General features: G+C 67.7%; 17 protein-coding genes and 2 tRNA genes. 13 read left to right on the top strand and 6 right to left on the bottom strand.

Going from position 1 to position 23761, the window contains the following annotated elements; all coding sequences use genetic code 11:
- Positions 1–85: 85 nt before the first annotated feature.
- The 6 genes from EDC64_RS11245 to EDC64_RS11220 all read left to right on the top strand — a co-directional run bounded on the left by EDC64_RS11245 (position 86) and on the right by EDC64_RS11220 (position 8466).
- Positions 86–1567: a porin gene (locus tag EDC64_RS11245; RefSeq protein ID WP_245504669.1), complete on the top strand. Its 1482-nt coding sequence runs from the start codon at positions 86–88 to the stop codon at positions 1565–1567.
- 332 nt (positions 1568–1899) lie between these two features.
- Entirely contained in the window at positions 1900–3177 is a 1278-nt protein-coding gene (locus EDC64_RS11240; RefSeq protein ID WP_132031399.1) for a porin, read from the top strand.
- A 433-nt stretch (positions 3178–3610) separates the two neighbouring features.
- A complete protein-coding gene (locus EDC64_RS11235) occupies positions 3611–5704 on the top strand; it encodes a BON domain-containing protein (protein WP_165933726.1) in 2094 nt (697 codons plus the stop codon).
- Between the two features lie 296 nt (positions 5705–6000).
- Positions 6001–6633 carry a hypothetical protein gene (locus EDC64_RS11230; RefSeq protein ID WP_132031397.1) on the top strand — a complete coding sequence of 211 codons (633 nt, stop codon included), beginning with the start codon at positions 6001–6003 and terminating at the stop codon, positions 6631–6633.
- A gap of 119 nt (positions 6634–6752) precedes the next feature.
- Positions 6753–8099: an NAD(P)/FAD-dependent oxidoreductase gene (locus tag EDC64_RS11225; protein ID WP_132031396.1), complete on the top strand. Its 1347-nt coding sequence runs from the start codon at positions 6753–6755 to the stop codon at positions 8097–8099.
- Positions 8100–8109: 10 nt separating this feature from the next.
- Positions 8110–8466 carry a DUF5368 domain-containing protein gene (locus tag EDC64_RS11220; protein WP_132031395.1) on the top strand — a complete coding sequence of 119 codons (357 nt, stop codon included), beginning with the start codon at positions 8110–8112 and terminating at the stop codon, positions 8464–8466.
- Between the two features lie 49 nt (positions 8467–8515).
- Here the strand turns inward: EDC64_RS11220 and EDC64_RS11215 are convergent.
- The 4 genes from EDC64_RS11215 to EDC64_RS11200 all read right to left on the bottom strand — a co-directional run bounded on the left by EDC64_RS11215 (position 8516) and on the right by EDC64_RS11200 (position 10729).
- Positions 8516–8592 (bottom strand) — tRNA-Pro (locus EDC64_RS11215).
- A 99-nt stretch (positions 8593–8691) separates the two neighbouring features.
- On the bottom strand, positions 8692–9195 hold the full coding sequence (locus EDC64_RS11210; RefSeq protein ID WP_132031394.1) for a DUF192 domain-containing protein: 504 nt from the start codon (positions 9193–9195) through the stop codon (positions 8692–8694).
- Between the two features lie 8 nt (positions 9196–9203).
- Positions 9204–9785 (bottom strand): cold-shock protein, encoded by a 582-nt coding sequence (locus EDC64_RS11205; protein WP_132031393.1) that lies wholly within the window; start codon positions 9783–9785, stop codon positions 9204–9206.
- Positions 9786–9946: 161 nt separating this feature from the next.
- Positions 9947–10729, bottom strand: coding sequence for an SIR2 family NAD-dependent protein deacylase (locus EDC64_RS11200; RefSeq protein WP_132031392.1), 783 nt, complete (start codon positions 10727–10729; stop codon positions 9947–9949).
- A gap of 51 nt (positions 10730–10780) precedes the next feature.
- Between EDC64_RS11200 and EDC64_RS11195 the strand changes: the two genes are divergently transcribed.
- Both EDC64_RS11195 and EDC64_RS11190 read left to right on the top strand, forming a co-directional pair.
- Entirely contained in the window at positions 10781–11203 is a 423-nt protein-coding gene (locus tag EDC64_RS11195) for a VOC family protein (RefSeq protein WP_132031391.1), read from the top strand.
- Positions 11204–11293: 90 nt separating this feature from the next.
- Positions 11294–11368 (top strand) — tRNA-Glu (locus tag EDC64_RS11190).
- Between the two features lie 249 nt (positions 11369–11617).
- Here EDC64_RS11190 and EDC64_RS11185 read toward each other — a convergent pair.
- A complete protein-coding gene (locus tag EDC64_RS11185) occupies positions 11618–12796 on the bottom strand; it encodes an MFS transporter (RefSeq protein WP_132031390.1) in 1179 nt (392 codons plus the stop codon).
- Between the two features lie 159 nt (positions 12797–12955).
- Here EDC64_RS11185 and EDC64_RS11180 point away from each other — a divergent pair, with 159 nt between their 5' ends.
- From EDC64_RS11180 to EDC64_RS11160, 5 genes are all read left to right on the top strand, one after another.
- Positions 12956–13852: a LysR family transcriptional regulator gene (locus EDC64_RS11180; RefSeq protein ID WP_132031389.1), complete on the top strand. Its 897-nt coding sequence runs from the start codon at positions 12956–12958 to the stop codon at positions 13850–13852.
- 642 nt (positions 13853–14494) lie between these two features.
- The gene (locus tag EDC64_RS11175; protein ID WP_165933725.1) at positions 14495–15541 is read left to right on the top strand and encodes a linear amide C-N hydrolase; all 1047 of its coding nucleotides are present in this window, start codon (positions 14495–14497) and stop codon (positions 15539–15541) included.
- Between the two features lie 64 nt (positions 15542–15605).
- Positions 15606–18158, top strand: a complete 2553-nt coding sequence (locus EDC64_RS11170) for an AsmA family protein (protein WP_132031387.1) — start codon at positions 15606–15608, stop codon at positions 18156–18158.
- A 216-nt stretch (positions 18159–18374) separates the two neighbouring features.
- Positions 18375–19529: an efflux RND transporter periplasmic adaptor subunit gene (locus EDC64_RS11165; protein ID WP_132031386.1), complete on the top strand. Its 1155-nt coding sequence runs from the start codon at positions 18375–18377 to the stop codon at positions 19527–19529.
- Between the two features lie 4 nt (positions 19530–19533).
- Positions 19534–22650: an efflux RND transporter permease subunit gene (locus EDC64_RS11160; protein WP_132031385.1), complete on the top strand. Its 3117-nt coding sequence runs from the start codon at positions 19534–19536 to the stop codon at positions 22648–22650.
- A gap of 24 nt (positions 22651–22674) precedes the next feature.
- Here EDC64_RS11160 and EDC64_RS11155 read toward each other — a convergent pair whose 3' ends face one another.
- Entirely contained in the window at positions 22675–23670 is a 996-nt protein-coding gene (locus tag EDC64_RS11155) for a helix-turn-helix transcriptional regulator (protein ID WP_132031384.1), read from the bottom strand.
- Between the last annotated feature and the right edge of the window lie 91 nt (positions 23671–23761).

Genomic DNA, 23761 nt, shown 5'->3' with positions numbered 1-23761 from the left:
GCAAGATCCTCTCGGGGTGCGGTGGCACCCGTCGATGCGGCGCTCGCTCCCTCGGAACGAAAACTTTTTGGAGGTCACGATGAAGATGGTGAAGAGCCTTCTCCTCGGTAGCGCTGCGGGTCTTGTTGCGGTGGCCGGGGCTCAGGCTGCCGACCTTCCGGTCAAGGCGAAGGCTGTGGAATACGTGAAGGTGTGCTCCGCTTACGGCGCGGGCTACTATTACGTCCCCGGTTCGGACACCTGCCTGAAGATCGGCGGCTATGTCCGCTTGGACACCTATATCAACGCGGTCGGCACGTTTAACCCGGCGATCTCGTCGGCGACGGGCAACGCGTTCAACTCTCCTGGCGTCGGTGTGGCGGGCTTCCCCTACCAGACCAATGACCGCGCCGACTATCTGACCCGCGCCCGCGGCGTGTTCGACATGGACGCCCGCACCGCGACCGATTACGGCGTGCTCCGCTCTTATGTCCGCTTCGGCGGCCAGTGGGATTCGCAGGCTTCGGCCGGCAGCCCGACCGGTGGCTCGCTTTATTTCGAGCGCGCCTTCATCCAGTTCGCCGGGTTCACCTTCGGTTACACCCAGTCGTTCTTCGACTTCGGCCGGAACTACATGCTGACGACCCCGTATGCGGGTTCGAGCGCCTGGTCGACCGTGATCGCCTATACCGCCCAGTTCGGCAACGGCTTCTCGGCCACCCTGTCGTTGGAAGACGCCGCCATGCGCACCACCGGCGTGCAGGCCACCTCGACCGGCTATGCCCCGACCGCCTGGAGCGCGACGGGTGGCGGTCTCCCGGCGGGTTCGTCCACGACCGGCTTGTCCTATACCAACTATCAGGAAGGCCAGCAGGTTCCTGACATCGTCGCCAATCTCCGCCTCGACCAGGCCTGGGGTTCGGTGCTGCTCTCGGGTGCGTTGCACCAGGTGGCTGGCGTCACCCCGGTCGCGGCCGGCGCCACCTATCTCGGTGGTTCGGGTTCGGACAGCTGGGGCTGGGCGATCGGCGGCGGCTTGGAGTTCAAGCTCCCGATGCTCGCTCCGGGCGACAGCCTGTTCATCCAGGCCAGCTATGCCGACGGCGCGATCAACTATGCGGGTCTCTCCGGCAGCAGTCAGGCCCGCGCGACGGCTCTCGGCGCGCTCGACATCAGCTCGGGCGGCGTGATCTCGGGTGCCTACTACCCGATCGCGGACGCCGTGTGGAACGGCACCGGCTACAGCAAGGAATCGGCCTGGTCCATCCAGGGTCAGTTCCGCCACTACTGGGTCCCGAACATCCGTTCGGCGGTCTACGGTGGTTACGTCTCGGTCGACGTTCCCCCGAACACCGTGTTCGCCACCAGCGTGAACATGTGGCAGGTCGGTCTGAACACGATCTGGTCGCCGGTGAAGAACCTCGATCTCGGCCTCGAAGTGCTCTACAGCAAGGTGGACGGCGACGCTCCCCTCGCCAACTACACCACTTCGCCGACCGGCGTCTGCTCGGCGGCCACCACCTGCACCACCGTCGGCGGTTCGACGGACGTGTGGTCGGGCGGCTTCCGCGCTCAGCGCAACTTCTGATCGGACTTTCCGATCTGAAAGAGACCCCGGCAGGCAACTGCCGGGGTTTTTCTTTGTCTGAAGTCCAGACAAGACCTGCTTTTGGTGCAGTGCCGAATTTAATTGATCTATTCTGGCCGCTCCCCGCTTTTCATTCCCGCCGCCGAGGGGGCATAATACCTTCTGTTGCTGATCCGCCGGTCTTTCCCTCCACGAAGACACAGCGTCTTTTGCAGAGGCGGCTTTTCTGAAGGATCTGATCCGACCGGGGCGAGGGACGGATCTCCGGATCGGGGCGACGCGCTGATGGGGGCCAATGCGGCTGTGCCGCGTGGAGCAGGCTGGGGGATCAGATGAGATATTCGGGGCTTGTGCCGGCGATCGTGCTGGCCGCATCGTCCGGCGGCGCGTTCGCCGCGGACCTCCCGGTGAAGGCGGCGCAGGCCGCTTACGTGAAGCAGTGCACCGCCATCGGCGCCGGCTTCTATTATGTTCCCGGAACGGATACCTGCCTGCGGATCGGCGGCTATGTCCGGGCCGAGGCCTATTTCAACACCTATACCGACTACCCGATCGAGAACGACAAGACCTATTCGATCGGCCTGTACGGCCTCATCGTGGATGCGCGCACCAATACCGAATATGGCGTGCTGCGCTCCTATATGGATATGCGCTTCCTGTGGCGCACCGCGAACCCCTGGTCCGACGGCCCGAACCGCTCGCAGGTCGTGCCCTGGAACATCTATATCCAGTTCGCCGGTTTCACCTTCGGCTACGCCCAGTCCTTCTTCGATTTCTACGCCAATGCCAATGTGCTCGGCACCGATCCGGGGACCATTGGCGACGACACGCGGCTGCCCTTGCTCGCCTATACCTGGGAGTTCGCCAACGGCTGGGCCGCCACCGTCTCGTTCGAGGACGCCAATATCCGCAATTCCGGCATCTATGCCGCCGATCCGACCCTGCCGGACATTTCCGACGATTATCAATCCGGCGCGCGCCTGCCCGATTTCGTCGCCAATTTCGGCCAGACCGGCGATTGGGGGCAGGCCCAGCTGTCGGGCGCGCTGCATCAGGTCGTGGGCATGACCCCGTTGACGGCGGGCGCCCCCTATATCGGCGCGACGACGACGGACGAATGGGGCTATGCGGTCCAGGCGGGCCTCATGTTCAATCTGCCCTTCATCGCGGAAGGGGATTCGCTCTACCTCCAGAGCGCCTATGTGAACGGCGCGGTCGCCTATCTCGGCCTCATCAATGCGAGCGGCGCCTTCGCCCCGCCGGACGCCTTCATCGGCGCGAACGGCAGCCTCTCGAAGGTGACGGGCTGGAACTTCACCAGCCAGTTCCTGCACAATTGGAACGACAAATGGCAGTCGGCCTTTTTCGGCGGCTATGCCAAATTCGACCTCGACGATCCGATCGCACAGGCCGGCTACGGGGCATCGGCGGGCGTCAATTACAATCTCGGCGGCAACCTGACCTGGACGCCGGTGAACAATCTCGCGATCACGCTGCAGTACGATTACAACATGTACAAGGCGAACAATTACGTCGATACCGGGCTCGGCCTGCCGACGGCGTCGCAGGCGGCACACCAGGTCCTCTTCATGGTCGAACGCGACTTCTGAGGCCGCACGCCGACAGACGGAGACGGTCGGCTCGAACCGCTCCGATTCGCGCCGCATCCTGATGTCTTCTCCCTTTGATGCCGGACCTTCACCGAGGCTCCGGCGTTTTCGGCTCCGTCAAGCGGGGAAGGCGCCGGCTGAGCGCACCGCGGGCGTGTCGGCAGCAGACCGGCGTGCCGACGGGCGCCAAATGTCGTGCGGGTCGGCTTGACCCATTCCTGGAATGTGTCCAATTCTGCCGCCCGAGGGATTGGCGGGGTCCAACGTGGCTTTGACGGTCTGAAGCTGCGCCGGCCCCGCAAGACGGGCGCCGGAGAGGGTGCCGGTCGGGTCCGGCGTGCGCGGCTGCGCGCAGGTCGGCGTTGGGAGGGGCAGGGATGTGAGGGCGGATCCCGGTGAGAAGGCCCCGAGGCCGGCCCGCTGGCGCCGGTCCGTGCTGGCGATCGGTGCGCTCTGCCTGATTGTGATCGCGGCACTGGCGGTCGCCCAGCGCGGGGCCATCGAAGCGGATCTGGGACGGCGCGCCCAGGCGCTGTTGCTCTGGTCCGGCGAAGGCTGGGCCTCCGCATCCTTCGTCGGACGCGATGCGGTGGTGACCGGCGAGGCGCTGGCCGAGGAGGCGCGCGCCAAGGTGCGGGCCGGCCTCGGCAGCATCGACGGCGTGCGGCGCGTCATCGACGCCACGACCCTTCTGCCGGAACGGCGACCCTTCACCTTCAGCGCGGCGCGCGACGGCGGCGTGCTCCAGCTCTCCGGCTATGTCCCGAGCGAGGCCGCGCGCACACGGATCGGCGAAGCGGCGCGGGCGGTCCCCGGGATCACCGCGGTCAAGGGGCTGGATCGGCTGGTGCGGGCGCGTGGTGCGCCGGCGGGCGATTTCGCTTCCGTCGTGGCGTTCGGCCTCGACCAGCTGGCGCGGCTCCCGACCGGGCGGATCATCCTGTCCGACGACGCCCTTTCCATCGAGGGGCGCAGCCCGGACCTGGCGACCTATGACCGGCTTTCGCGCACCCTGCACGGTCCCTTGCCGCAAGGCTTTCGGCTGGCGCGCTTCGCCGTGCGTCCGCCGGTCGTTTCCCCCTTCCTCTGGTCGGCGCTGCGCGAGGGCCAACAGGTGCGCGCGCTCGGCCACGTTCCCTCGGCGGAAGCGCGCGCGGCCGTCCTGTCGGCCTTGGCCGCGGCGGTGCCGGGGGCGGAGGTGATCGACGAAATGCGGCTCGGCGACGGCGCGCCATCCGGTGCGCTCTGGGTGAAGGCCGTGACCTATGCCGTCATGCAATTGGCGCTGCTGCCCAAGGGGCGGGTCACCTTGTCCGACACGGCGATCGCCATCGAAGGCCAGGCGCCGAGCTTCGATATCTACGACGCCCTCCAATCGGCGCGCCGGGCCCCCCCGGAAGGCTTCTCGGTCATGCGCTTCGCGGTCGAGCCGCCGGTGGCGACGCCTTTCACGTGGCGCGTGCACCGGACGGCGGAGCGTCTCGTCCTGTCGGGCTATGTGGTCTCGGAGGAAGCCAAGCGCGGCATTGCCGATGCGGTGCGCGGTCTGTTTCCGGGCGTTCCCGTCAGCGACGAAACGCGGATCGCCGGGGGCGGCCCGCCGGCGGAGCAGTTCGCCGCGATGTCGCGCTTCGCCCTGGCGCTTCTGGCGCGGATGGGGCGGGGCGAAGCGGACCTCTCCGGTGGCCGTCTCTCGCTCGCCGGGGAGGCGCTCGACGCCGAGGCCTTCGCCGCGGCGACAAAAATGGCCCGCCAGCCGCCGCCGGGCGTCGAACTCGACCGCTTCACCGTCCGCCCGCCGCTCATCTCCCCCTTCGTCTTCGTGATGCGCCGAGATGCCAAGGGCATCACCCTGTCGGGCTTCCTGCCGGACGCGGCGGCGCAGGCCGCGGTCGGTGCCCTGCTCGCGGATCTGTATCCCGGGGAGACGGTGCAGGACGTGACGGGGCTCGGCAGCGGCGCGCCGGAGGGCTTCGCCGCCGCGGTGAAAGCGGGGCTCCTCCAATCGGTTCGCCTCGAGCCGGCCGAATTGCGTCTCACCGATCGCGATCTGCTGCTCGCGGGCGACGTGCCGCACGCCGCGGCGGCCGGACAGGTCCTGCGCGACGTGACCGCCGCTCTGCCGGAGGGCTTCCGCGCCGCGACGGAGATCGCGCCGGCCGAGCCGGGCGCGCCTTTGACCGCGGCGGAATGCGTGCCGCTCGCCGCGAGTCTGGCCAGTCCGCGGCAGCCGACCTTCGAAGCCGGCCTGTCGCGCCCCGACAGCCGCGGCGCCGCCTTTCTCGACCGCCTGGCGCGGATCGCTCTGCGGTGTCCGGAGGCGGTGGTGGAGGTCGCACCGGAACCCGTCTCCGGCGCCCCGGCCGCCGGCGCGACGGCCAATGCGCGGGCGATGGCGGTGATCGCCCATCTCGCCGAAGCCGGGATCGAGCCGAGCCGGATCCGCGTCGTGCCCCTGGCGTCCGGCGCTCCGGGCGAGGAGGGCGTCGCGGTGCATCTGCGCCCGGCCGCGGCCGGCGCGAACTGACCGGCTTGAAGCCTCCGGCGGAAGAGGACATGCTAGCCGGCGTTTGACACGTGCGGGCCTGCACAGGAGGCAGGCGGCGCGCGCGTGACGGATCGGCCGGCGGCCATGCGGCTGCGACAGGGGCTTCCGGCCGACGCCCGGCTTGCCCCGCCGGCGCGAACAGAAGCGGCGGCCTTTTCCGCGGACCGGAGGACTTGCGCGTGGTCTATCTCGCTTTGGCTTTGTGGCCCTATCTTCTCGCGGCGCTTCTGGCTGGCCTCGCGACCGGCTATTTCGCGCCGGCGGGGTCCTAGTCCATGGCTCTCGCGCTGGAAACCATCCTGCTCGTCGTCGCCGTGTTCGCGATCGGGGCCGTGCTCGGATATGTGCTGCGCAAACGGGGGCGGTCCCGCTCGGCTCCTCCCGTCCGCACGCCCGAGCAACCGGCCCGGCGCGCCGAGACCGCTCCGACACCGGTGCCGGCGGAAACCCCTGTCGCGGCGGAACAAAGCGCGCCCGATCCGCGGTCGCCGTCCGGACCGCCGAGCACGCCGGCCGTCGCGGTCGCGGCGCCGTCTCCGCCAGCCGATGGCGCGGAGGGGGCGGGGCTCGCCAAAGCCTCCGCGTCTGCGCGGCGCACGGCGGCGGAGCGGCCTGCCGGCCGCCGGCCGCCGGCCGAGGCCGCCCCCTCGACACCGGACGATCTGAAGAAACTGAAGGGCATCGGCCCCCAGAACGAGCGCAAGCTGAACGCGCTCGGCATCTATCGCTACGCGCAGATCGCCGGCTGGACGCCGGAGGAGGCGCAATGGGTCGGCGCCGCGCTGGGCTTTCCCGGCCGGGTGGAGCGGGAGAATTGGACGGCCCAGGCCCGCGCCCTGCTCGGAGAGCCCGCCGCCGCGCCCCAGCTTCCCGGTCTCGGGCCCGAAGGCGGCAAGACCGAAGGGTAGGGCGGGCCGAGCGACGCCCGCATCCCTGCGTAGTCTTACGGATTCATCGACGGGCAGTGGCATGCTTTGCTGCGGCCAAAGAGGGGCGTGGCACCGCCCCCTGAAAGTCGAGGAACGCCATGACCGACACGGAAACGACCCGCCTCGACCGACGGCGCGTGCTTCTGGGCGGTTTGTCCGCGCTCGGTGCCGCGGGCCTGTCTCTCGCCGTCCCGTCGGCGCCGAGCCGCGCCGAGGATCGCAGTGACCGCGTCGCGACCAAGGCCCGGATCGTGGTGGCCGGGGCCGGTGCCGCGGGCCTCGCCAGCGCCGCACGCCTCGCCCAGCGGCTGGACGGGGCGGAGATCATCCTCATCGACAAGCGGCGGGCGCATTATTATCAGCCCGGCTTCACCCTGATCGCGGCAGGGCTTCAGCCTCCCTCTTATGCGGTGTCCCAGACCCGCGACTATATCCCCGGCGGCGCCTCCCTGATCGAGGAGGCGGTCGCCGAGATCGACCCGGTCGGCAAGACCGTCGTGACCGAATCCGGCCGGGCGGTGCCTTACGATTTTCTCGTCGTGGCGACCGGGCTCGACCTCGATTACGGCGCGATCCCGGGGATGGACGTCACGCGCATCGGCACCAACGGGCTCGGCTCGGTCTATGCCGGCCCGGACGCCGCCGCCGCGACTTATGCCGCGATGTCCCGCTTCGCCGAGACCGGCGGAGCCGGTCTGTTCCTGCGGCCTGCGACCGAGATGAAATGCGCCGGGGCGCCGCTCAAATACACCTTCATCACGGACGACGTGCTGCGCCGGCGCGGCAATCGCGGCAAGGCGGAACTGACCTACAACGCGCAGAATGCCACGCTGTTTTCCGTGCCCATCGTGTCGGAAAAGGTGCGCATGCTGTTTCAGGACCGCGGCGTGAAGGTCAATTACAGCCATGTCCTCAGCGCCATCGATCTGCAGCGCCGCATCGCGACCTTCGCGTCCCCGGGCGGGCAGGTCCAGATGCCGTACGATTTCATCAATGTGATCCCGCCGATGCGCGCGCCGGCGGTGGTGCGCGCGAGCGCGCTCGCCTGGCAGTCCGGGCCGTTTGCGGCCGACGGCTGGATGGAGGTCGAACGCGACACGCTGCGCCACCGCCGCTTTCCCGACGTGTTCGGCGTCGGCGACGTCGCCGGGGTTCCGAAAGGCAAGACCGCCGCGAGCGTGAAGTGGCAGGTGCCGGTCGCGATCGACCATCTCGTCGCCGGCATCACCGGGCGGCCGTCAGCGGCCCGCTATAACGGCTACACGTCCTGCCCGCTCATCACCCGCATCGGTCAGGCCATGCTGGTCGAGTTCGACTACGACAACAATCTCACGCCGTCCTTCCCCGGCATCATCGCGCCGCTGGAGGAATTGTGGATCTCGTGGGTCATGAAGGAAATCGCCCTCAAGCCCACCTATCTCGCAATGCTGCGCGGCAAGGCCTGAGGAGGCGCGCATGAAGGACCTCGATCCCGCCATCCTTTTCTCGGTGTTGCAGGAGATTCTCGGCGGTCTGTTCTGGCCTCTGGTAGCCGGGGCGCTCCTTGCCGGTCTTGCTTTCCTCGTTGTGCTGGTCCGCGATCGGCGGCTGGTCAGCGACCGGTTCCTGATGTCCGAACTCATCGGGCTCGCGGGCGGGGTGTTTGCGATCTGGCTCGCCTTCGTCGTCACCGATTCCAATTTTGCGGATATCGGCGGCCCGATCGATTGGGTGCTGCTGATCGTCCTGTTCGCGCTGGGCGGGGTCGGCGGCACGCTGTGCGCGTATCTGCTTCTCGCCCTGGTGCGCCCCCAGCGCGTCGGCGGCGCGTAACCATACCGGTCGCGCCGACCTCGGCGCAGGCGCGATGCGGCGGAAAAAATGGTCGGAGCAGCAGGATTCGAACCTGCGACCCTCTGCTCCCAAAGCAGATGCGCTACCGGGCTGCGCTATGCTCCGACGGGACGCGATGCGTGCGCGCCCTTGTTAGGTTTTCGGCGTGCGCGGCGCAAGGGCCTCGACGGTCGGGGCGATGCGGCGGCTCCCGATCCGAATGGCTCATTTGCCGAACAGGGTCGTCGACATCCGGTCGCCCGGCGCGATGCCGAGACGCTTCGCCCCGCCGCCGGCGATCTCCAGCACGCCGCGCACCGGTTCGCCGGAGGAGATGGTGCGCTCGGATTTCGGCGTGGTCATCGCCTCGATCCGCACGATCGTCCCGTCGGCGCGAACGAATAGCATGTCGAGCGGGATATAGGTGTTCTTCATCCACATATAGACGGTCTGATCGACCCCGAAATCGAACAGCATGCCCTGTCGTTCCGGCATCAGGGTGCGGAACATCAGGCCGATCTCGCGCTGCTTGGGGGTCCGGGCAACCTCGACCTCCAGAACCACGACCCCGCTTCGGGTGGCGATTTCCAGCGCCTCGTGCGGCAGGCTGGGCTGGGCCTCGTTGGGCTGGGCGGCGGCGGGGGCGGCCAGAGCCGTGAAAAGGGCGAGAAGCGCAAAGGCGCAAGCGCGCCCGGCCCAATGCGATACGGGCGCTGCCGTCCTGGTCATGTCGATCCTCAATGCTTGCCGGAGGGCGCGTCCTCAGCCTTGACGTCCGTCGCCATGCGGCCTTTCGGTCCGTCGCCGAAGCGCACCAAGACCTGCTGGCCGGGCCGCAATTCCGTGAGGCCGTGGCGACGCAGGGTCTCCATATGCACGAAAATGTCGGGCGTTGCATCGCCCTGCGTGAGAAAGCCGAAGCCACGCAGCCGGTTGAACCATTTCACCAGTGCCGGTTCGAATCCGCCGGTGGGCTCGATCGTCGCCCGGGTGCGGGTGGCGGGCACGCTGGGTTGCGCGGCGGCGCAGGACAGATCGACCGAGAGCACGCGGAAGGCCTGGAGCCCTTTCGCCCGCTTCGCCGCCTCGCAGACCACCCGGGCGCCTTCGAGCGCCGTCTGGAAACCGTCCCGGCGCAGGCAGGTGACGTGCAGCAGAACGTCGGGACCGCCGCCGTCCGGCACGATAAAGCCGTAGCCTTTGGAGACGTCGAACCATTTGATGATCCCGGAGACCTCGACGAGGCCGACGGGCGCCTCGGCAAGCTCGTCGGCGGGGACGATGACGTGCGGTTCGATCTCTGGTCCCCGAGACCCCATATCTACAGACCCTACGCTGAACCGTCGGACCCCGAACCCGATCTGCATTCGGGAAGGGTCAGGATAGCAAGGAAGGCGGCGGACGCACACCCTTTCGATGGCCCTTGGACGGGTTTTCACCGCCTGATTGTTGTGCACGGCGCCCACATCCTGCTGCGCCGTCAGGCCGGCGCCGCATCGGCAGCGGCAAAGGGGGCGAGCACATCGCCGATCTCCGCCCGCACCACGAGGTCGGCAACCGCGTCGAGGTCGGTTGGTTCGCGATTGAGGATGACCAGCCGGGCCCCCTGGCGTTTGGCCCGGAGCGGGAAGCCGGCTGCGGGATAGACCACCAGGGAGGAGCCGATCACGATGAAGAGGTCGCAGGCCTGTGTCAGCGCGGCGGCGCGGGCCATTTCGCGCTCCGGCATCGCCTGGCCGAACGAGACGGTCGCGGTCTTCACCGCCCCCCCGCAGGCGGTGCAGTCGGGGGCATGGCCGCCGGCCGCCTCGAACCGCGTCCGCACCCAGTCGAGCTCGTAGCGCTGCGCGCAGTCCAGGCAGGTGGCATAGGTCGTGTTGCCGTGCAGCTCGACGAGGGCGTCGTCCGGGACGCCCGAGGCTTGGTGCAGGCCGTCGATATTCTGGGTGATGATGCCGTGCAGCCGGCCTTGGGCGAGCAGCCAAGCGAGGGCGCGGTGGCCGCGGCCCGGCACCGCGCCGCCGAAGGCCGCGTCCATCGCGAATTTGCGCCGCCAGGCTTCGTTCCGGGCCGCGCGATGGGCGAGGAACAGATCGAACGGGATCGGCTTGTTCTGCGTCCAAAGGCCGCCGGGCGAGCGGAAGTCAGGAATTCCGCATTCGGTCGAGATGCCGGCGCCGGTAAAGGCGACGGCATGGCGCGCGGCGGCGAGAAATTCCGCGAGCTTGTCCTGGGCGGCCTTGAGATCGGCGGGCGAGCTCATACCTTCCCCCCGCACACCCACGGGCTCGCGCCCCAGACATCGGAACCCGCCATGCGCTTCCTCCACACCATGGTCCGCGTGACCGACATCGAGCAATCGCTCGATTTCTATTGCAACAAGCTGGGGCTGCGGGAGATCCGCCGCAAGGACGTGCCGCAGGGCCGCTACACTTTGGTGTTTCTCGCCGCGCCGGGACAGGAAGGCGTCGCGGAAATCGAACTGACCTACAATTGGGACAAGGAGCCCTACGGCGAGGGCCGCAATTTCGGCCATCTCGCCTTCGCCGTCGACGACATCTACGCCACCTGCGAGCGCCTGATGGCGGGCGGTGTGACCATCAACCGCCCGCCGCGCGACGGTTATATGGCCTTCGTGCGCTCGCCCGACAATGTCTCGGTCGAACTTCTCCAGAAGGGCGAGGCGAAGCCACCGCAGGAGCCCTGGGCCTCGATGCCGAACACCGGCAAATGGTGAGCAAGCGGCGGGCCTGTGGATCGCCGCCGCTTTGGCGGGCGCAGGCCACTTGCCTGCCGGCGATCCCCCGCCTATAAGGCCTGCGCCTCAGCGCCCTTCGTCTATCGGTTAGGACGCCACCCTTTCACGGTGGAGAGAGGGGTTCGACTCCCCTAGGGCGCGCCACTTCCTTTTTATTCTCAGAGGGATGTCGAGCAGCGATTCGCCGAGAATCGCCTGACTGACATTTAAAATGTTCGGCTATTCCGCACTCAGGTCCGGGAATCGCTTCGAAATTTGCACGGAGAGCGCCTGAAGCTCTCCGGCCGGCCCTGGTCTGCTTCGGGCTCATCGGGAACATGAGAAGCGTCCGCATGCGGCGAATCTGCGGGCGCACAAAGCGCATCCTGCCGCAACGTCGCCGAGAGACGACGATCAGGTATGACTTTGCAATGGCGGGGCAGGGCATTTCGGCGACCAGCGGATCATCATCAGAAGAATGACCAGGCCGATCGCCGACGCCCCGGCGCCCGCCAGGGCCACGGCCGGGAGACCCAGCCCCGCCCCGATCACCGCGCCACCGAGCGCCGCGCCGATGGCGTTGCCGAGGTTGAAGGCGCCGATATTGACCGCCGAGGCAAGGTTGGGCGCATCCGCGGCGGCGTCCATCACCCGCATCTGCAGCGGCGGCACCAGGGCGAAGCTGGCCACGCCCCAGAAGAAGATCAGCACCGCGCTGATCCCTGCGAACGGCATGGCGAAGGCGAAGGCGACCAGAAGGGCGGCCAGAGAGCCCAGCGTGACGACAAGAGTCCCGTCCAGCGACCGGTCGGCGAACTTGCCGCCGAGCCAGTTGCCCACCGTCAGGCCGACGCCATAGGTCACCAGCATGGCGGTGACGAAACCGATCGACGCCCCGGTCTCCTCCTGCAGGATCGGCGTGATGTAGGTGAAGACCGTGAACATGGCGCTGGAGCCGATCACCGTCAGGGCCAGCGCCGCCAGCACGGGGCCACGACCCAGCACCTTCAGCTCGGCCATCGCATTTCCGCCCGTCGGCGCGGCGACCCTGGGCAGGGTCAGGCGCAAGGCGATCATGGCGAGAACCCCGAGGGCGGCGATGCCCCAGAAGGAGGTCCGCCAGCCGATCTGGTCGCCGGCCCAGGTGGCCAGCGGCACGCCGACGACATTGGCCAGGGTCAGGCCCATGAACATGGCGGCCACCGCGCCGGCCTGCTTGTTCTTCGCAACCAGTCCCGCGGCGACGATGGCCCCGACTCCGAAGAAGGCGCCATGATTCAGCGAGGTGATCAAACGCGCCGCCAGCAGCATGCCGTAGCTGGGTGAAACGGCGGCCAGCAGGTTGCCGAAGGTGAAGATGGCCATCAGGCCGATCAGCAAGGTCCGCCTCGGCATGCGGCCGGTCGTCAGGGTAAGGAGCGGCGCCCCCAACATGACGCCGAAGGCGTAGGCGCTGATCAACAGACCGGCGACCGGGATCGAGACGCCCAGGTCTCCGGCGATGACGGGCAGCATGCCCATGGGGGCGAACTCGGTGACGCCGATGCCGAAGGCGCCGACGGCCAGGGCCAGGATGGGGAGGTTCGGTTTCATCGGCTCTCTCAGACGAGGACCGGGACGCGTAGTCCCGAACAGCCGAGTTGACGATCGTCCATGCGAATCTCCCACGTGATGCCAGATGCACAGATGGACAGTGGACAGGTGGGGCGTTAGGCAGAGTCTGCACCAAGCACTTTTGATCCGGACGCACAGATGCAGATCGGCAGCACCGACCGGGCTCGGGAACTCGAGGTCTTCGCCGCCATCGTCCGGTGCGGGAGTTTCTCGGCCGCTGGCCGCGACCTGGGCCTGACCCCTTCGGCGGTGAGCCGCACGATCGACCGGATAGAGGCGCGGCTCGGCGTACGGCTGATGCTGCGCACCACCCGGGCCCTGACGATGACGGCGGAAGGCCAGGCCTATCTCGGCGCGGCGCGACGCATTCTCGCCGACCTTGACGACGCCGAGCGTGAAATCGCCGACCAAGGCGCGCCGCGCGGGCGCCTGCGGGTCAGTGCGGCCCTCGCCCATGGTCGCCAATGCATCGTGCCGCTGCTGGGGGAGTTCGCGGCCCTGTATCCGCATATCCTGGTCGACATCAGCCTGACGGACGCCATCGCCGATATCCACGGCGGCCAGGCGGACGTCGCGATCCGCTTCGGCGTCCTGGCCGACAGTCCCTTGACCGCGCGGCGGGTGGGGCAGACGGGGCGGACCATCGTCGCCTCGCCCGAATATCTCGCCCGACGCGGGACGCCGCAGGTCCCGGAGGATCTGCATGACCACAACTGTCTCAACTTTAATTTCCGCCGCGCGGAGCCGGTCTGGCCGTTCCGCAAGGAGGGGCGCGACTATGCCCTGACCGTGCATGGAAACATCGAGGCCAACAACGGCGAGACTTTGGGCCAGTTGGCCATTGCAGGGGTCGGGATCACCCGCGTCGGCAATTTCAGCGTGGCCGAAGATCTGGCAGCCGGTCGGCTGGTCCCGGTGCTGGAGGCCTTCAACCCCGGAGACGTCGAGCACATCCACGCCGTCTTCGTCGGCGGGGCGAACATGCCGGCACGGGTGAGGGTCTTCGTCGACTTCATCGCCAGCAAGCTTCGCTGACATGTTCCGATCGTCGGCGCCGGTTCGATGACTGGAAGGGGCGCGGGAGCAGACAGGGTGCGAGGGTCGTCTCGCGCCCGGCAGGCTTGAAGGGCCGCAGAAGCCGTGCGGCCTCGGTTGTTGCAGCCACTCGCGAGTAAGACGTCGAATGCACACGGCTTTTGCCCAGACTACGAATCTGGGGGGTCAGGAGTTCGAATCTCTCCGGCGCATCAGTCCATCGCAGGCAGGTGATGCCGCGTCGGCATTCGGGCGCCGTCCGGCCGTCTTCCCGTCGGCGCGGCCGCCGGCAAGACGGCAGGCTCTCCACCGGTCTCGATTGCCGCCGTCGCGTCTGCCTGTGCCGCTCGACGCAGACCGTCGTTTGCGACAGGTGCGCGACCGCCGGTTCGCATATGCTTTCCGCGAAGCTGAATAGGGCCGCGGCCTGGAGCATATGCCGGAGATAAATTAGCTTGAAGCTGTGCTTGAGGGTACGGGCGCACCGGCGGGGGGCTCGACGACCACCGCAGCTCGGGGTGCACGTCGCCAGGACAAGGACGCCAAATGTACCGATGCGTCGTGGCGCGCCAGCGAGCCTTTCGCAAGCTGGGCGGCTCGATTCGCGGACATTCTCACAGGCGAGTGAAGCGGAACGTGCGCATGAATTGCTATCTCACCGGGATCGGTCTTGCCGCCATGGTGTCGGCCACTCTGGCGGGCGGTGCGATCGCCCCCGCCTGTAGCCTCATTCTCTGGAATGCCAATGATCAGGCGGTGGTCGCCGCCCGCACCATGGATCTCTACATCGACGACCAGCCCCGCCTCGTCTTCCTGCCTCGCGGCATCGCTCGGCGCGGGCTCTCCGAAGGCGACGCCGCGGAATGGACGTCGAAATACGCCAGCACAGTCCTTACCGCCCTGGATTTTGCGACCAGCGACGGGATGAATGAGGCTGGCCTCAGCGCGCACCTGCTCTATCTCCATGACGCCGAGCATGAGCCGGCCGACCAGCGTCCGGGCCTGTCCAATCTGCTCTGGCCGCAATTTGTGCTCGACAACTTCTCCACCGTCGCCGAGGCCCTGGAAGGCCTGAAGAAGGTCCGCATCGTTTCTGTGGCGGCGCATGGACGTGAATGGCCGTTGCATCTGTCGATTGCGGATGCGGGCGGAGACAGTGCGGTCATCGAGTTCGTAAAGGGCAAGACCGTGATCCATCACGGCAAGGACGTGACCGTGATGACCAACGAGCCTCCGTTGGAGGAGCAACTCACCAATCTGAAGCGCTACAAAATGTTCGGCGGCACGCTTCCAATGCCCGGCGATATCGATCCGATGAGCCGCTTTGTGCGCGCCTCCTCCTATCTGAAGACGCTGCCGAAGCCCGCTGACACCGCGGAGGCGATCGGTCATCTGGCGGGTGTGGTGCGCAATGTGGCGGTGCCTTTCGGAGCGGTCGACACGTCGGGGGGAGATTCGGCCGATGCCTGGCCCACACGCTGGACCTCAGTGTCCGACCACAGCCACAAAGTCTATTATGTGATGCCGGTGAACAGCCCGAACGTGTTCTGGGTCGACTTCGCCAAGCTGAAGCCGGAGGGGACGGACATTCTGGCCTTGATGCCTTCCGAAGCCGGGCTGAGCGGAGAGGTCTCGGCTAAGTTCAAGCCCCTGGGACCGGTCTCCAAGGCTTTTCCGCCCACCCTGTGAGGGGAGGCGGCGAGGAGCCGCTACGGTCGGATCGGGCCGCTTGCGAGACCGAAAGGGGAAGGGGATGGCACGCTTCCCGGGACGTTGGATCGTGCGCGGCGCGGTGCTGGGCGGCGTGTGCGCCATCCTGGTCGTGATCGGCCTTTTCGCCGTCACCCTCTTGCCTCAGGGAGAGGGGCTGCGCCGTCTGGTCGCCGAGCGGGCGCTGACCCAGCTCTGGGGCGAGCCGGTGACGGTGAGCGGTGCGGTCACCGTCGACCTATGGCCGCGTCCAATCCTTTTCGTCGCCGGGATCCAATCGCGCGGTAGGGACGGCGCCGGGGCGTGGGTGGAACGGGTGGTCCTCGGGCTGCCGGCCTATGGTGACCTGTTGTCCGGCCACAACGCCTATAGCCTCGCGGTGGACGGCGCGCGGCTCGACGTGCCGATGGACGGGGCGGACGACGCCAGGCCGGGTTCGCTCCTCGAATCTCCCATCCACGTCTTGTCCCTTCTGCCGCACCTGGCGATCCAGCACACCGTCATCCGCCTCTTCGATTCCAATGGCTGGCTCTTCGAATTGCGGGTTGAGGAGCTGCGCAGCCGGCAGGATGGCACACGCACGGCCCTCGTCGCTGACGCCGCCTTGAACGGAGCGCCTGTCAAACTGGGCTTCGCCTTCGACCTGGATGCGCGGCCGGAAGAGGGGCTGCGTCCCTATGGGGCGGAGATTCGGCTTTTGGTGCCGGGGCCGATCCAAGACTTCATCTGCCGTTTGGACGTGCGCGCGCCCACGGCGCGCTTCGATCGGGGCTTGGCCATCGAGCTGGCCGCCGATGCCGGCAGCTTGGCGCAAGTGTTGGTTCTGAGCGGGCTCGCGCCGGTGATCGACGGATCCGGCACGCTGCGCGCGTGGCTTTTCGCGGAACCCGACACTATGGCAGTCCGGGACCTGCAACTGGACCTTCGGCTGACCGGTGGCGAACATGTCCATTTGGACGGCGCCGTCGGGGACCTTCCCACCCTACAGGGGGTGGATGTGAAGGCGGTGGCGACGCTGAATGCCGATGTCGCGTCCTCCGTGTCGCTCCGCGACATCGTCGTCACCCGTCTGTCCGGAGCGTTCCGAAGCGGCGCGGACGGCCTGATGCTGGAGGACAGCGTGGTCGAGACCAATGCGTTCGATCAAAGCTTCCGGCAGATCGGCCCCATCGCGGTGCGATCGGTGGAGCGGGACGGGGACGGCCGCGTGGCGCTCAAAGACGTTTCGGTGCTGGCGGGTCCGCGCACGCGTCCTGTCCTGCAGCTCACCGGCGATGTCAGAGACGTGCTGCGCTTCGTGGGCGTCAATCTCGCCGGGACCGTCGATCTGCCCGTGGCGAGCATGCTGGCGATGCAAGCCGGCGGCGCGGCGCGGCTCGGACGGCTGGTGGGGCGTATGGCGGTGTCCGATGCCGGGGGCGAGCTCGCCGTCGACGCCTTCGCCGCGCGCATAGAAGGCGGCGAACTGGTGCAGGCGAGCATCGATCTGGCGCCGCCCGATCTCGCCCCCACGGGCGCCGGCCCGGCCGCCCGCGTGGAGGCGCGCCTCGACATTCCCAACTATTCCGAATTCGCTGCCGCCCTCGGCCGGGAGGTCGCTTTCCAGGGCCCCATCCGCTTTGACGGTCGAGTCAGCGGGACGTCGGAGGCCGTGACCCTAGACGGGCGCGCCGATATCGGCCGCACCCAAATCCTGGGCAACCTGACCAGCCGGGCGAAGCCCAACGGCCGGGTCTTCGTGGGCGGCACCATCACCGCGCCGAAGGTCTTCGGGGACGAACTCATCAGCCTCGTCCGCACCGAAAACCGCGCTGGGCGGCGGCCCGTCGCTGTTCTCGGTGCGGCGCCGCTGGCGGGCGGAAGCCAGATCGACCTCATGGCCACCACCGACATGGACATCGCCATCTCCGCCGAGCGGCTTGAAGGGGGCGGGGACGGAGCCAAGGGCATCCAGGCCCGCCTTGCGGTGAATGAAGGCGCGCTGCGCATTGATCCCTTGCGCATCGGCTATCAGGGGGGCTTCGTCTCGGCGGTGGTGGCGAGCGAAGGGCGTACGTCCGTGCGCATCAAGGGGGCGGGGGAGCAACTGTCGCTCGCCGGCTTGGTGGGGCGGGGCGCGCCTATCTCGGTGTCCGGCACGTTGCGCCTCGCCTTCGACCTGACCGCCCGGACTGATGCCGACGACATGCTGAGCACGCTTGCCGGCACCCTGACCGCCCGCGTGGGGCGCGGGCGGATCGGGACGGGGCTTCTCGATCTGGCGGGGATGGGGATCGTCGGCGGCCTGTTCACCTCGTCCGTCTATCGCGGCGACAGCGAACTGCGTTGCGCGAAGGTGCCTTTCGTCTTCGAGAAGGGGGTGGCGCGGACCAATCCGATTCTGGTGGTCATCACGGAGAATATCCAGGCGTTGGGGCGCGGCACCATCGACCTGCCGCGCAACCGCATCGATCTCCTGGTGGTGCCGCGCCCGCTGAATGCCCTGTTCGGGGAATCCGGACACAGCTTCACGGTCAAGGGTCCCCTCGGCGGACCCTCGATCGCGCTGGCCGCCGGAGGCGGCGACCTGCGCGGCCGCTTCGGGTGCGACAATTGAGGTGCCGGCTGAATAGATCGGGCGGCAGAAATGAAGACTATTCGTGACCGCGTTCCGGGGGGATTGCCTCCAGAAACGTTTTGAGAACAGTCGTGGAGCGGCCCTGGCGCGTGGTGGAGGGTAGATGGCGCCGCATCGCTTGCGCCGCATCGAGTATTGTGGTTAGCCTCGAAAGGACAAGCTGAGGCTTTCGCCTTGCGCTATCCGGACAAATTCATGCCCAGCCTGATCCGCCTCGCCCGTCGCTACGGACCCCCGCTCGTGCTCGCTTTGCTGGTGGCAGGGTGCGAGGAGAACCCGGGGGGCGCCGGCACCGCCGGTCCCGCGGTCGCTCCCGTGGTGATGGTGGTCAAGGCGCAGATGCGCCCGATCAGCGAAGGTGCGGAGTTCGTCGGCCGGGTGGAGGCCATGGAGCGGGTCGACATCCGAGCCCGCGTGACCGGCTTCCTCACCGAGCGGGTGTTCACCGAAGGCCAGAAGGTGGCGGCGGGGGATCTCCTCTTCCGGATCGAGCCGGAGCCGTTCGAGGCCGCCGTGGCGGCGCGCCAGGCCCAGCTCGAGGGCGCCCAGGCCTCGCTCAACAATTCCGACCTCCAGGTGGCGCGCGGGCAGGAGCTGTTCCGCACCAACAACCTGCCCCGGGCGACTCTCGACCAGCGCATCGCCGACCAACAGATCGCGGCGGCGCAGGTCTCCGCCGCCAAGGCTGCCCTGGATCAGGCCAACATCCAGCTGGGCTATACCCGCATCACCAGCCCGATCACCGGCCGCGTCGGCCGCTCCGCCGTCACGGTGGGCAATGTGGTCGGACCCGACAGCGGGATCCTCACCACGGTGGTGAAGGACGACGTCGTCAAGATCCTCTTCCCCGTCTCCCAGCGTCTCCTCATCGACCTGAAGCGCGACACCGCCAAGAATGGCGAACGTCCGCTCCAGATCCGCATCCGCCTGCCCGACGGCACACTCTACGACCAGCCCGGCCGTCTTTCCTTCATCAATGTCACGGCGGACGCCAGCACCGATTCCACGCTCGTGCAGGCCGAGGTCCCGAATGCCGACGGCCTGCTCACCGCCGGGCAGGTGGTGGGCGTGCGGGTGGAGGAGGAGAAGGGCAAGGACGTCCTGGTCATTCCGCAATCGGCGCTGCAACTGGATCAGGCCGGCACGTTCGTGCTGGTGGTGGGCGCCGACAACAAGGTGGAGCAGACCTTCGTGAAGGTGGGCACCGCCCGAGGCGGGCAGGCGGTCATTACCGAAGGCCTCTCCCCCGGCGCCCTGGTGATCACGGAGGGGGCCCAGCGGGTGCGCCCAGGTCTGCCGGTTACGCCCAAGCCCGCACCGGCGCCCCTCGACGGTCCGGTCAAGGGCTGAGACCATGATCTCCAAGATCTTCGTCGACCGCCCCCGCCTGGCGATGGTCATCGCCATCGTCATGGTCATTGCGGGCTTGGTCTCGCTCACGCGCATTCCGGTGGCGCAGTTCCCGGACATCGTGCCGCCCCAGGTCCAGGTCACCGCGCGCTTTCCGGGCGCCTCCGCCGAAGTGGTGGAGGCCACGGTCGCCCAGCCGATCGAGGGCCAGGTCAACGGCGTGGACAACATGATCTACATGAAGTCCACCAGCGGCGACGACGGGTCCTATACCCTGACCGTCTCGTTCCAGGTCGGTACCGACCCCGACCAGAACGCCACCAACGTCAACAATCGCGTCCAGCTCGCCATCGCCATGCTGCCGGAGGAGGTCCAGCGCCAGGGCTTGAGCGTGCGCAAGCAATCGTCCGCTTTGCTCCAGGTGGTGGGGCTGTGGTCGGACAAGGCGGAGCACGACACCCTCTTCCTCTCCAATTATGCCACCATCAACATTCTCGACGCGCTGCGGCGGATTCCCGGTGTCGGACAGGCGAACCTGTTCGGCCCGCAGGACTATGCCATGCGCATCTGGTTCCGAACCGACCGGCTGGCGGCCCTGCAACTGACGCCCAGCGACGTCGTGGCGGCGATCCAGAGCCAGAACCGCATCGCGCCGCTGGGCCGCATCGGCGCCCAGCCGGCCAGCACCGACACCTCCTACCAGCTCAACATCCGCACCACCGGGCGCCTCACCACACCGGCGGAATTCGCCAATATCGCCATCCGCGCCAATCCCGACGGTTCGGTTCTGCGGGTGGGCGACGTGGCGCGGATCGAACTCGGCGCCTTCAACGAGGATGTGGAGACGCGCCTCAACGGGCGCGCGGCGCAGCTCATCGCCATCTATCTCTCCCCCGGCGCCAATGCGCTCGGCGTGGCGGAGGAGGTGAACCACGCCATGGCGGAGCTGAGCCGGCGCTTTCCGTCCGGCATGAAGCAGGCCATCACCTACGACACGACCAGCTTCGTGGAAGCCACCATCGAGGTGGTGGAGCACACTTTGGTGGAAGCCTTCGTGCTGGTCATCCTCGTGGTGTTCATCTTCCTCGGCTCGCTGCGCGCCACCCTGATTCCGCTGCTGGCGGTGCCGGTGAGCCTCGTCGCCACCTTCGCAATCATGCTGGCCATGGGCTATTCGGCCAACACCGTGTCGCTGCTGGCCATGGTGCTGGCCATCGGCATCGTGGTGGACGACGCCATCGTGGTGGTGGAGGCGGTGGAGGCGCAGATGGAGCGCGACCACAGTCTCACGCCCGCCGAGGCCACCAAGAAGGCGATGGAGGGAATTACCGCGCCCATCATCGCCATCACCCTCGTCCTGCTCTCGGTGTTCGTGCCGCTGGCCTTCATTCCCGGCATTTCCGGCGAGCTGTTCCGGCAGTTCGCCGTGGTCATCAGCGTGTCCATGCTGTTCTCGGCCCTCAATGCTCTGACCCTGTCGCCGGCTTTGTGCGCGCTGCTGCTGAAGCCGCATCACGGCGCGCGCAAGGGCGTGATGGCCTGGGTCAGCCGCCGCATCGACGGCGTGCGCGACGGCTATGCGGCCCTCGTCGCCCGGCTGGTCCGGGTGGCGGTGCTCTCGCTGGTGCTGGTGGGGGCCGCGGGGGCCGGCATCTATGTGCTCGGCAGCAGCACGCCCTCCGGCTTTCTGCCGCAGGAGGACCAGGGCGCCTTCTTCATCGAGGCCAAGCTGCCCGATGCCGCGTCCCTGAACCGCACGCGCGAAATCGTGGCGCGGGTGGAGGAGGTGGTCTCCAAGCTCCCGGGCGTCCAGGACGTCTCCGTGGTCAGCGGCTATTCCATGCTCTCGGGACTGGCCGAATCCAACAGCGCCTTCTTCATCGTCACGCTGAAGCCCTTCAAGGACCGCACCGTCGGGGTCAATGAACTCCTGGCACAGGTGGCGCAGGAAACGGCCGAGGTTCCGGCCTTGGTCATTCCGTTCAATCTTCCGCCCATCATCGGCCTCGGCACCGGTGGCGGATTCGAATATCAGCTGCAGAACCTGGAAGGCCGGCCCGCCGCCGAAATGGGCGAGGTGATGCGCGCCCTGGTCTTCGCCGCCAACCAGGATCCCGCCCTCACCGAGGTCTATTCCACCTTCCGGGCCGAGACGCCCTCGGTGTTCCTGAACATCGACCGCGACAAGGCGGAAGTGCTCGGCCTGTCGGTGAGCGACATCTTCGCCGGGCTCCAGGCCGCGCTGGGAAGCGCCTATGTGAACGACTTCAACATGTTCGGCCGCACCTGGAAGGTCTCCCTCCAGGCCGACGCCCTCGACCGCGCGAGCATCGACGACATCTACCGGGTGCAGTTGCGCAACCGCGACGGCAAGATGGTGCCCGTGCAGGCGGTGGCCGAGGCGGAGATCGCGTTCGCGCCGTCGGCCGTCATCCGCTTCAACAATGTGCGCAGTCTCACGGTGAACGGCGCCCCGGCGCCGGGCTATAGCAGCGCGCAGGCATTGGCCGCCATGGAGGCGGTCAGCGCCAAGACCCTGCCCAATGGCTACAGCTATGCCTGGACCGGCACCGCCTATCAGGAAAAGGCCGCCAGCGGCCAGATGGGCGCCATCCTGGCCTTGGCGGTGCTGTTCGCCTTCCTGTTTTTGGTGGGGCTCTATGAGAGCTGGGTCATCCCCGTCCCGGTCATGCTCTCCGTCGCGGTGGCGCTGGCGGGGGGCATCGCGGCGGTGGGACCGGCGGGCCTGTCCATCGATCTTTATGCCCAGATCGGCATCGTGGTCCTGATCGCGCTCGCGGCCAAGAACGGCATCCTCATCGTCGAGTTCGCCAAGGCCCAGCGGGAGGAGGGGGTTCCCATCCGGGAGGCTGCGGTGATGGCGGCCCGGCTGCGGTTCCGGGCCGTGATGATGACCTCCTTCGCCTTCATCCTCGGCCTTCTGCCGCTCGTCATCGCCACCGGTGCCTCGGAGATCAGCCGCCGCTCGGTGTCGACGCCGGTCTTTTTCGGCATGATCGCCGCCTCGACCTTCGGCATCCTGGTCATTCCCATGCTCTATGTCGCCTTCCAGACCGCGCGGGAATGGGTGAAGGCAGGCGGCCGCCGGAAGCCGGGCTGAGGCGGGTGCCGATGCGCCCGCCTTTCAGTCGGCGGGATCGCGCGCGTCCGGCGCGCCGGTCGGCGGATGGCCGAAGCGGCGGGCAAAGGCGAGCGAGAAGTTGCTGGCATGGGCATAGCCCAGCCGATGGGCCACCTGCTTCACGCTGAGGTCTCCGGTTTGGAGCCACTGGCGGGCCAGATCGAGGCGCCACCGCACCAGGCACTGCAGCGGCGACGCCCCGAAGACCTCTTGGAACACCTCGTTCAGCCGCCGTTGCGACAGGCCCACCTGCACGGCAACATCCTCGATGCGCGGTGGCTTGGCAGGGTCCGCGAGCATGATTTCGCGCGCTGCAAGCGCATGGCGGCGCGCCCGCGCACCCGGGCTCGGACGGGCCTCGTCATGGAAGGCAGATAGGCATTCCGCCAGCATCTCGAACGCCTTGCCTTCGAGATAAACGGCCTCCATCAGGCCCTGATACGGGTTGCGGGCGATCTGCTCCGCAATGGTCCGCATCGCCGCGCTGGGGACAGATGAACGGATCGACGGGTCGAACGCTCCGGTTATGAAGGCCGATATGGACCGGCCGGGCCGCTGGCCCTGCAGCATCTCGTCGAGCCGCGCGGGCGTTACGGCCATGCCCGAGACACGATGGTGCCCTGCGACATAATGAAAGGTGCTCAGCGGGTCGCGCAGCATGGCGAAATGGCTGCTGCCGGGAACAATGGCACCGTCCAGTCCGCCGTCATGGACATACGAGCTGCAGCCGGAGAAATTCAGGGCGAGCCAGAGATAGGGCTCACCGGACAGCACCCTGTAGGTCAGGTCGACCGGCGACCTGACCTTGGCATCGAAGGTGTAGACTTCCAGTCCCGGCCGGAGCGAGTATTGCGGGTAGGTGAGTTCCGCCACGCTGTTCGGCAAGATGCGCTGGTCCGGCGGGAGTTCGAGACTGTCAAAGCCATTCGGAAGAAGCCAACGGCTCTCCGATGCGATCCCTAACGTCGCCCCGCTTGCGCCTTCACGCCGGTCCGTCACGCGAGCCCCCACCTGCGATCAGGCAAAAGATAGCATGAATTTGACGGATCGGCGTGGCCGTCGGCGGGTGCGGGCGCGTGCCGCAACTCGG

It is taken from the genome of Aquabacter spiritensis (genome assembly GCF_004346185.1).
Lineage (GTDB): Bacteria > Pseudomonadota > Alphaproteobacteria > Rhizobiales > Xanthobacteraceae > Aquabacter > Aquabacter spiritensis.
This window is presented reverse-complemented; position numbering and strand designations above follow the sequence as displayed.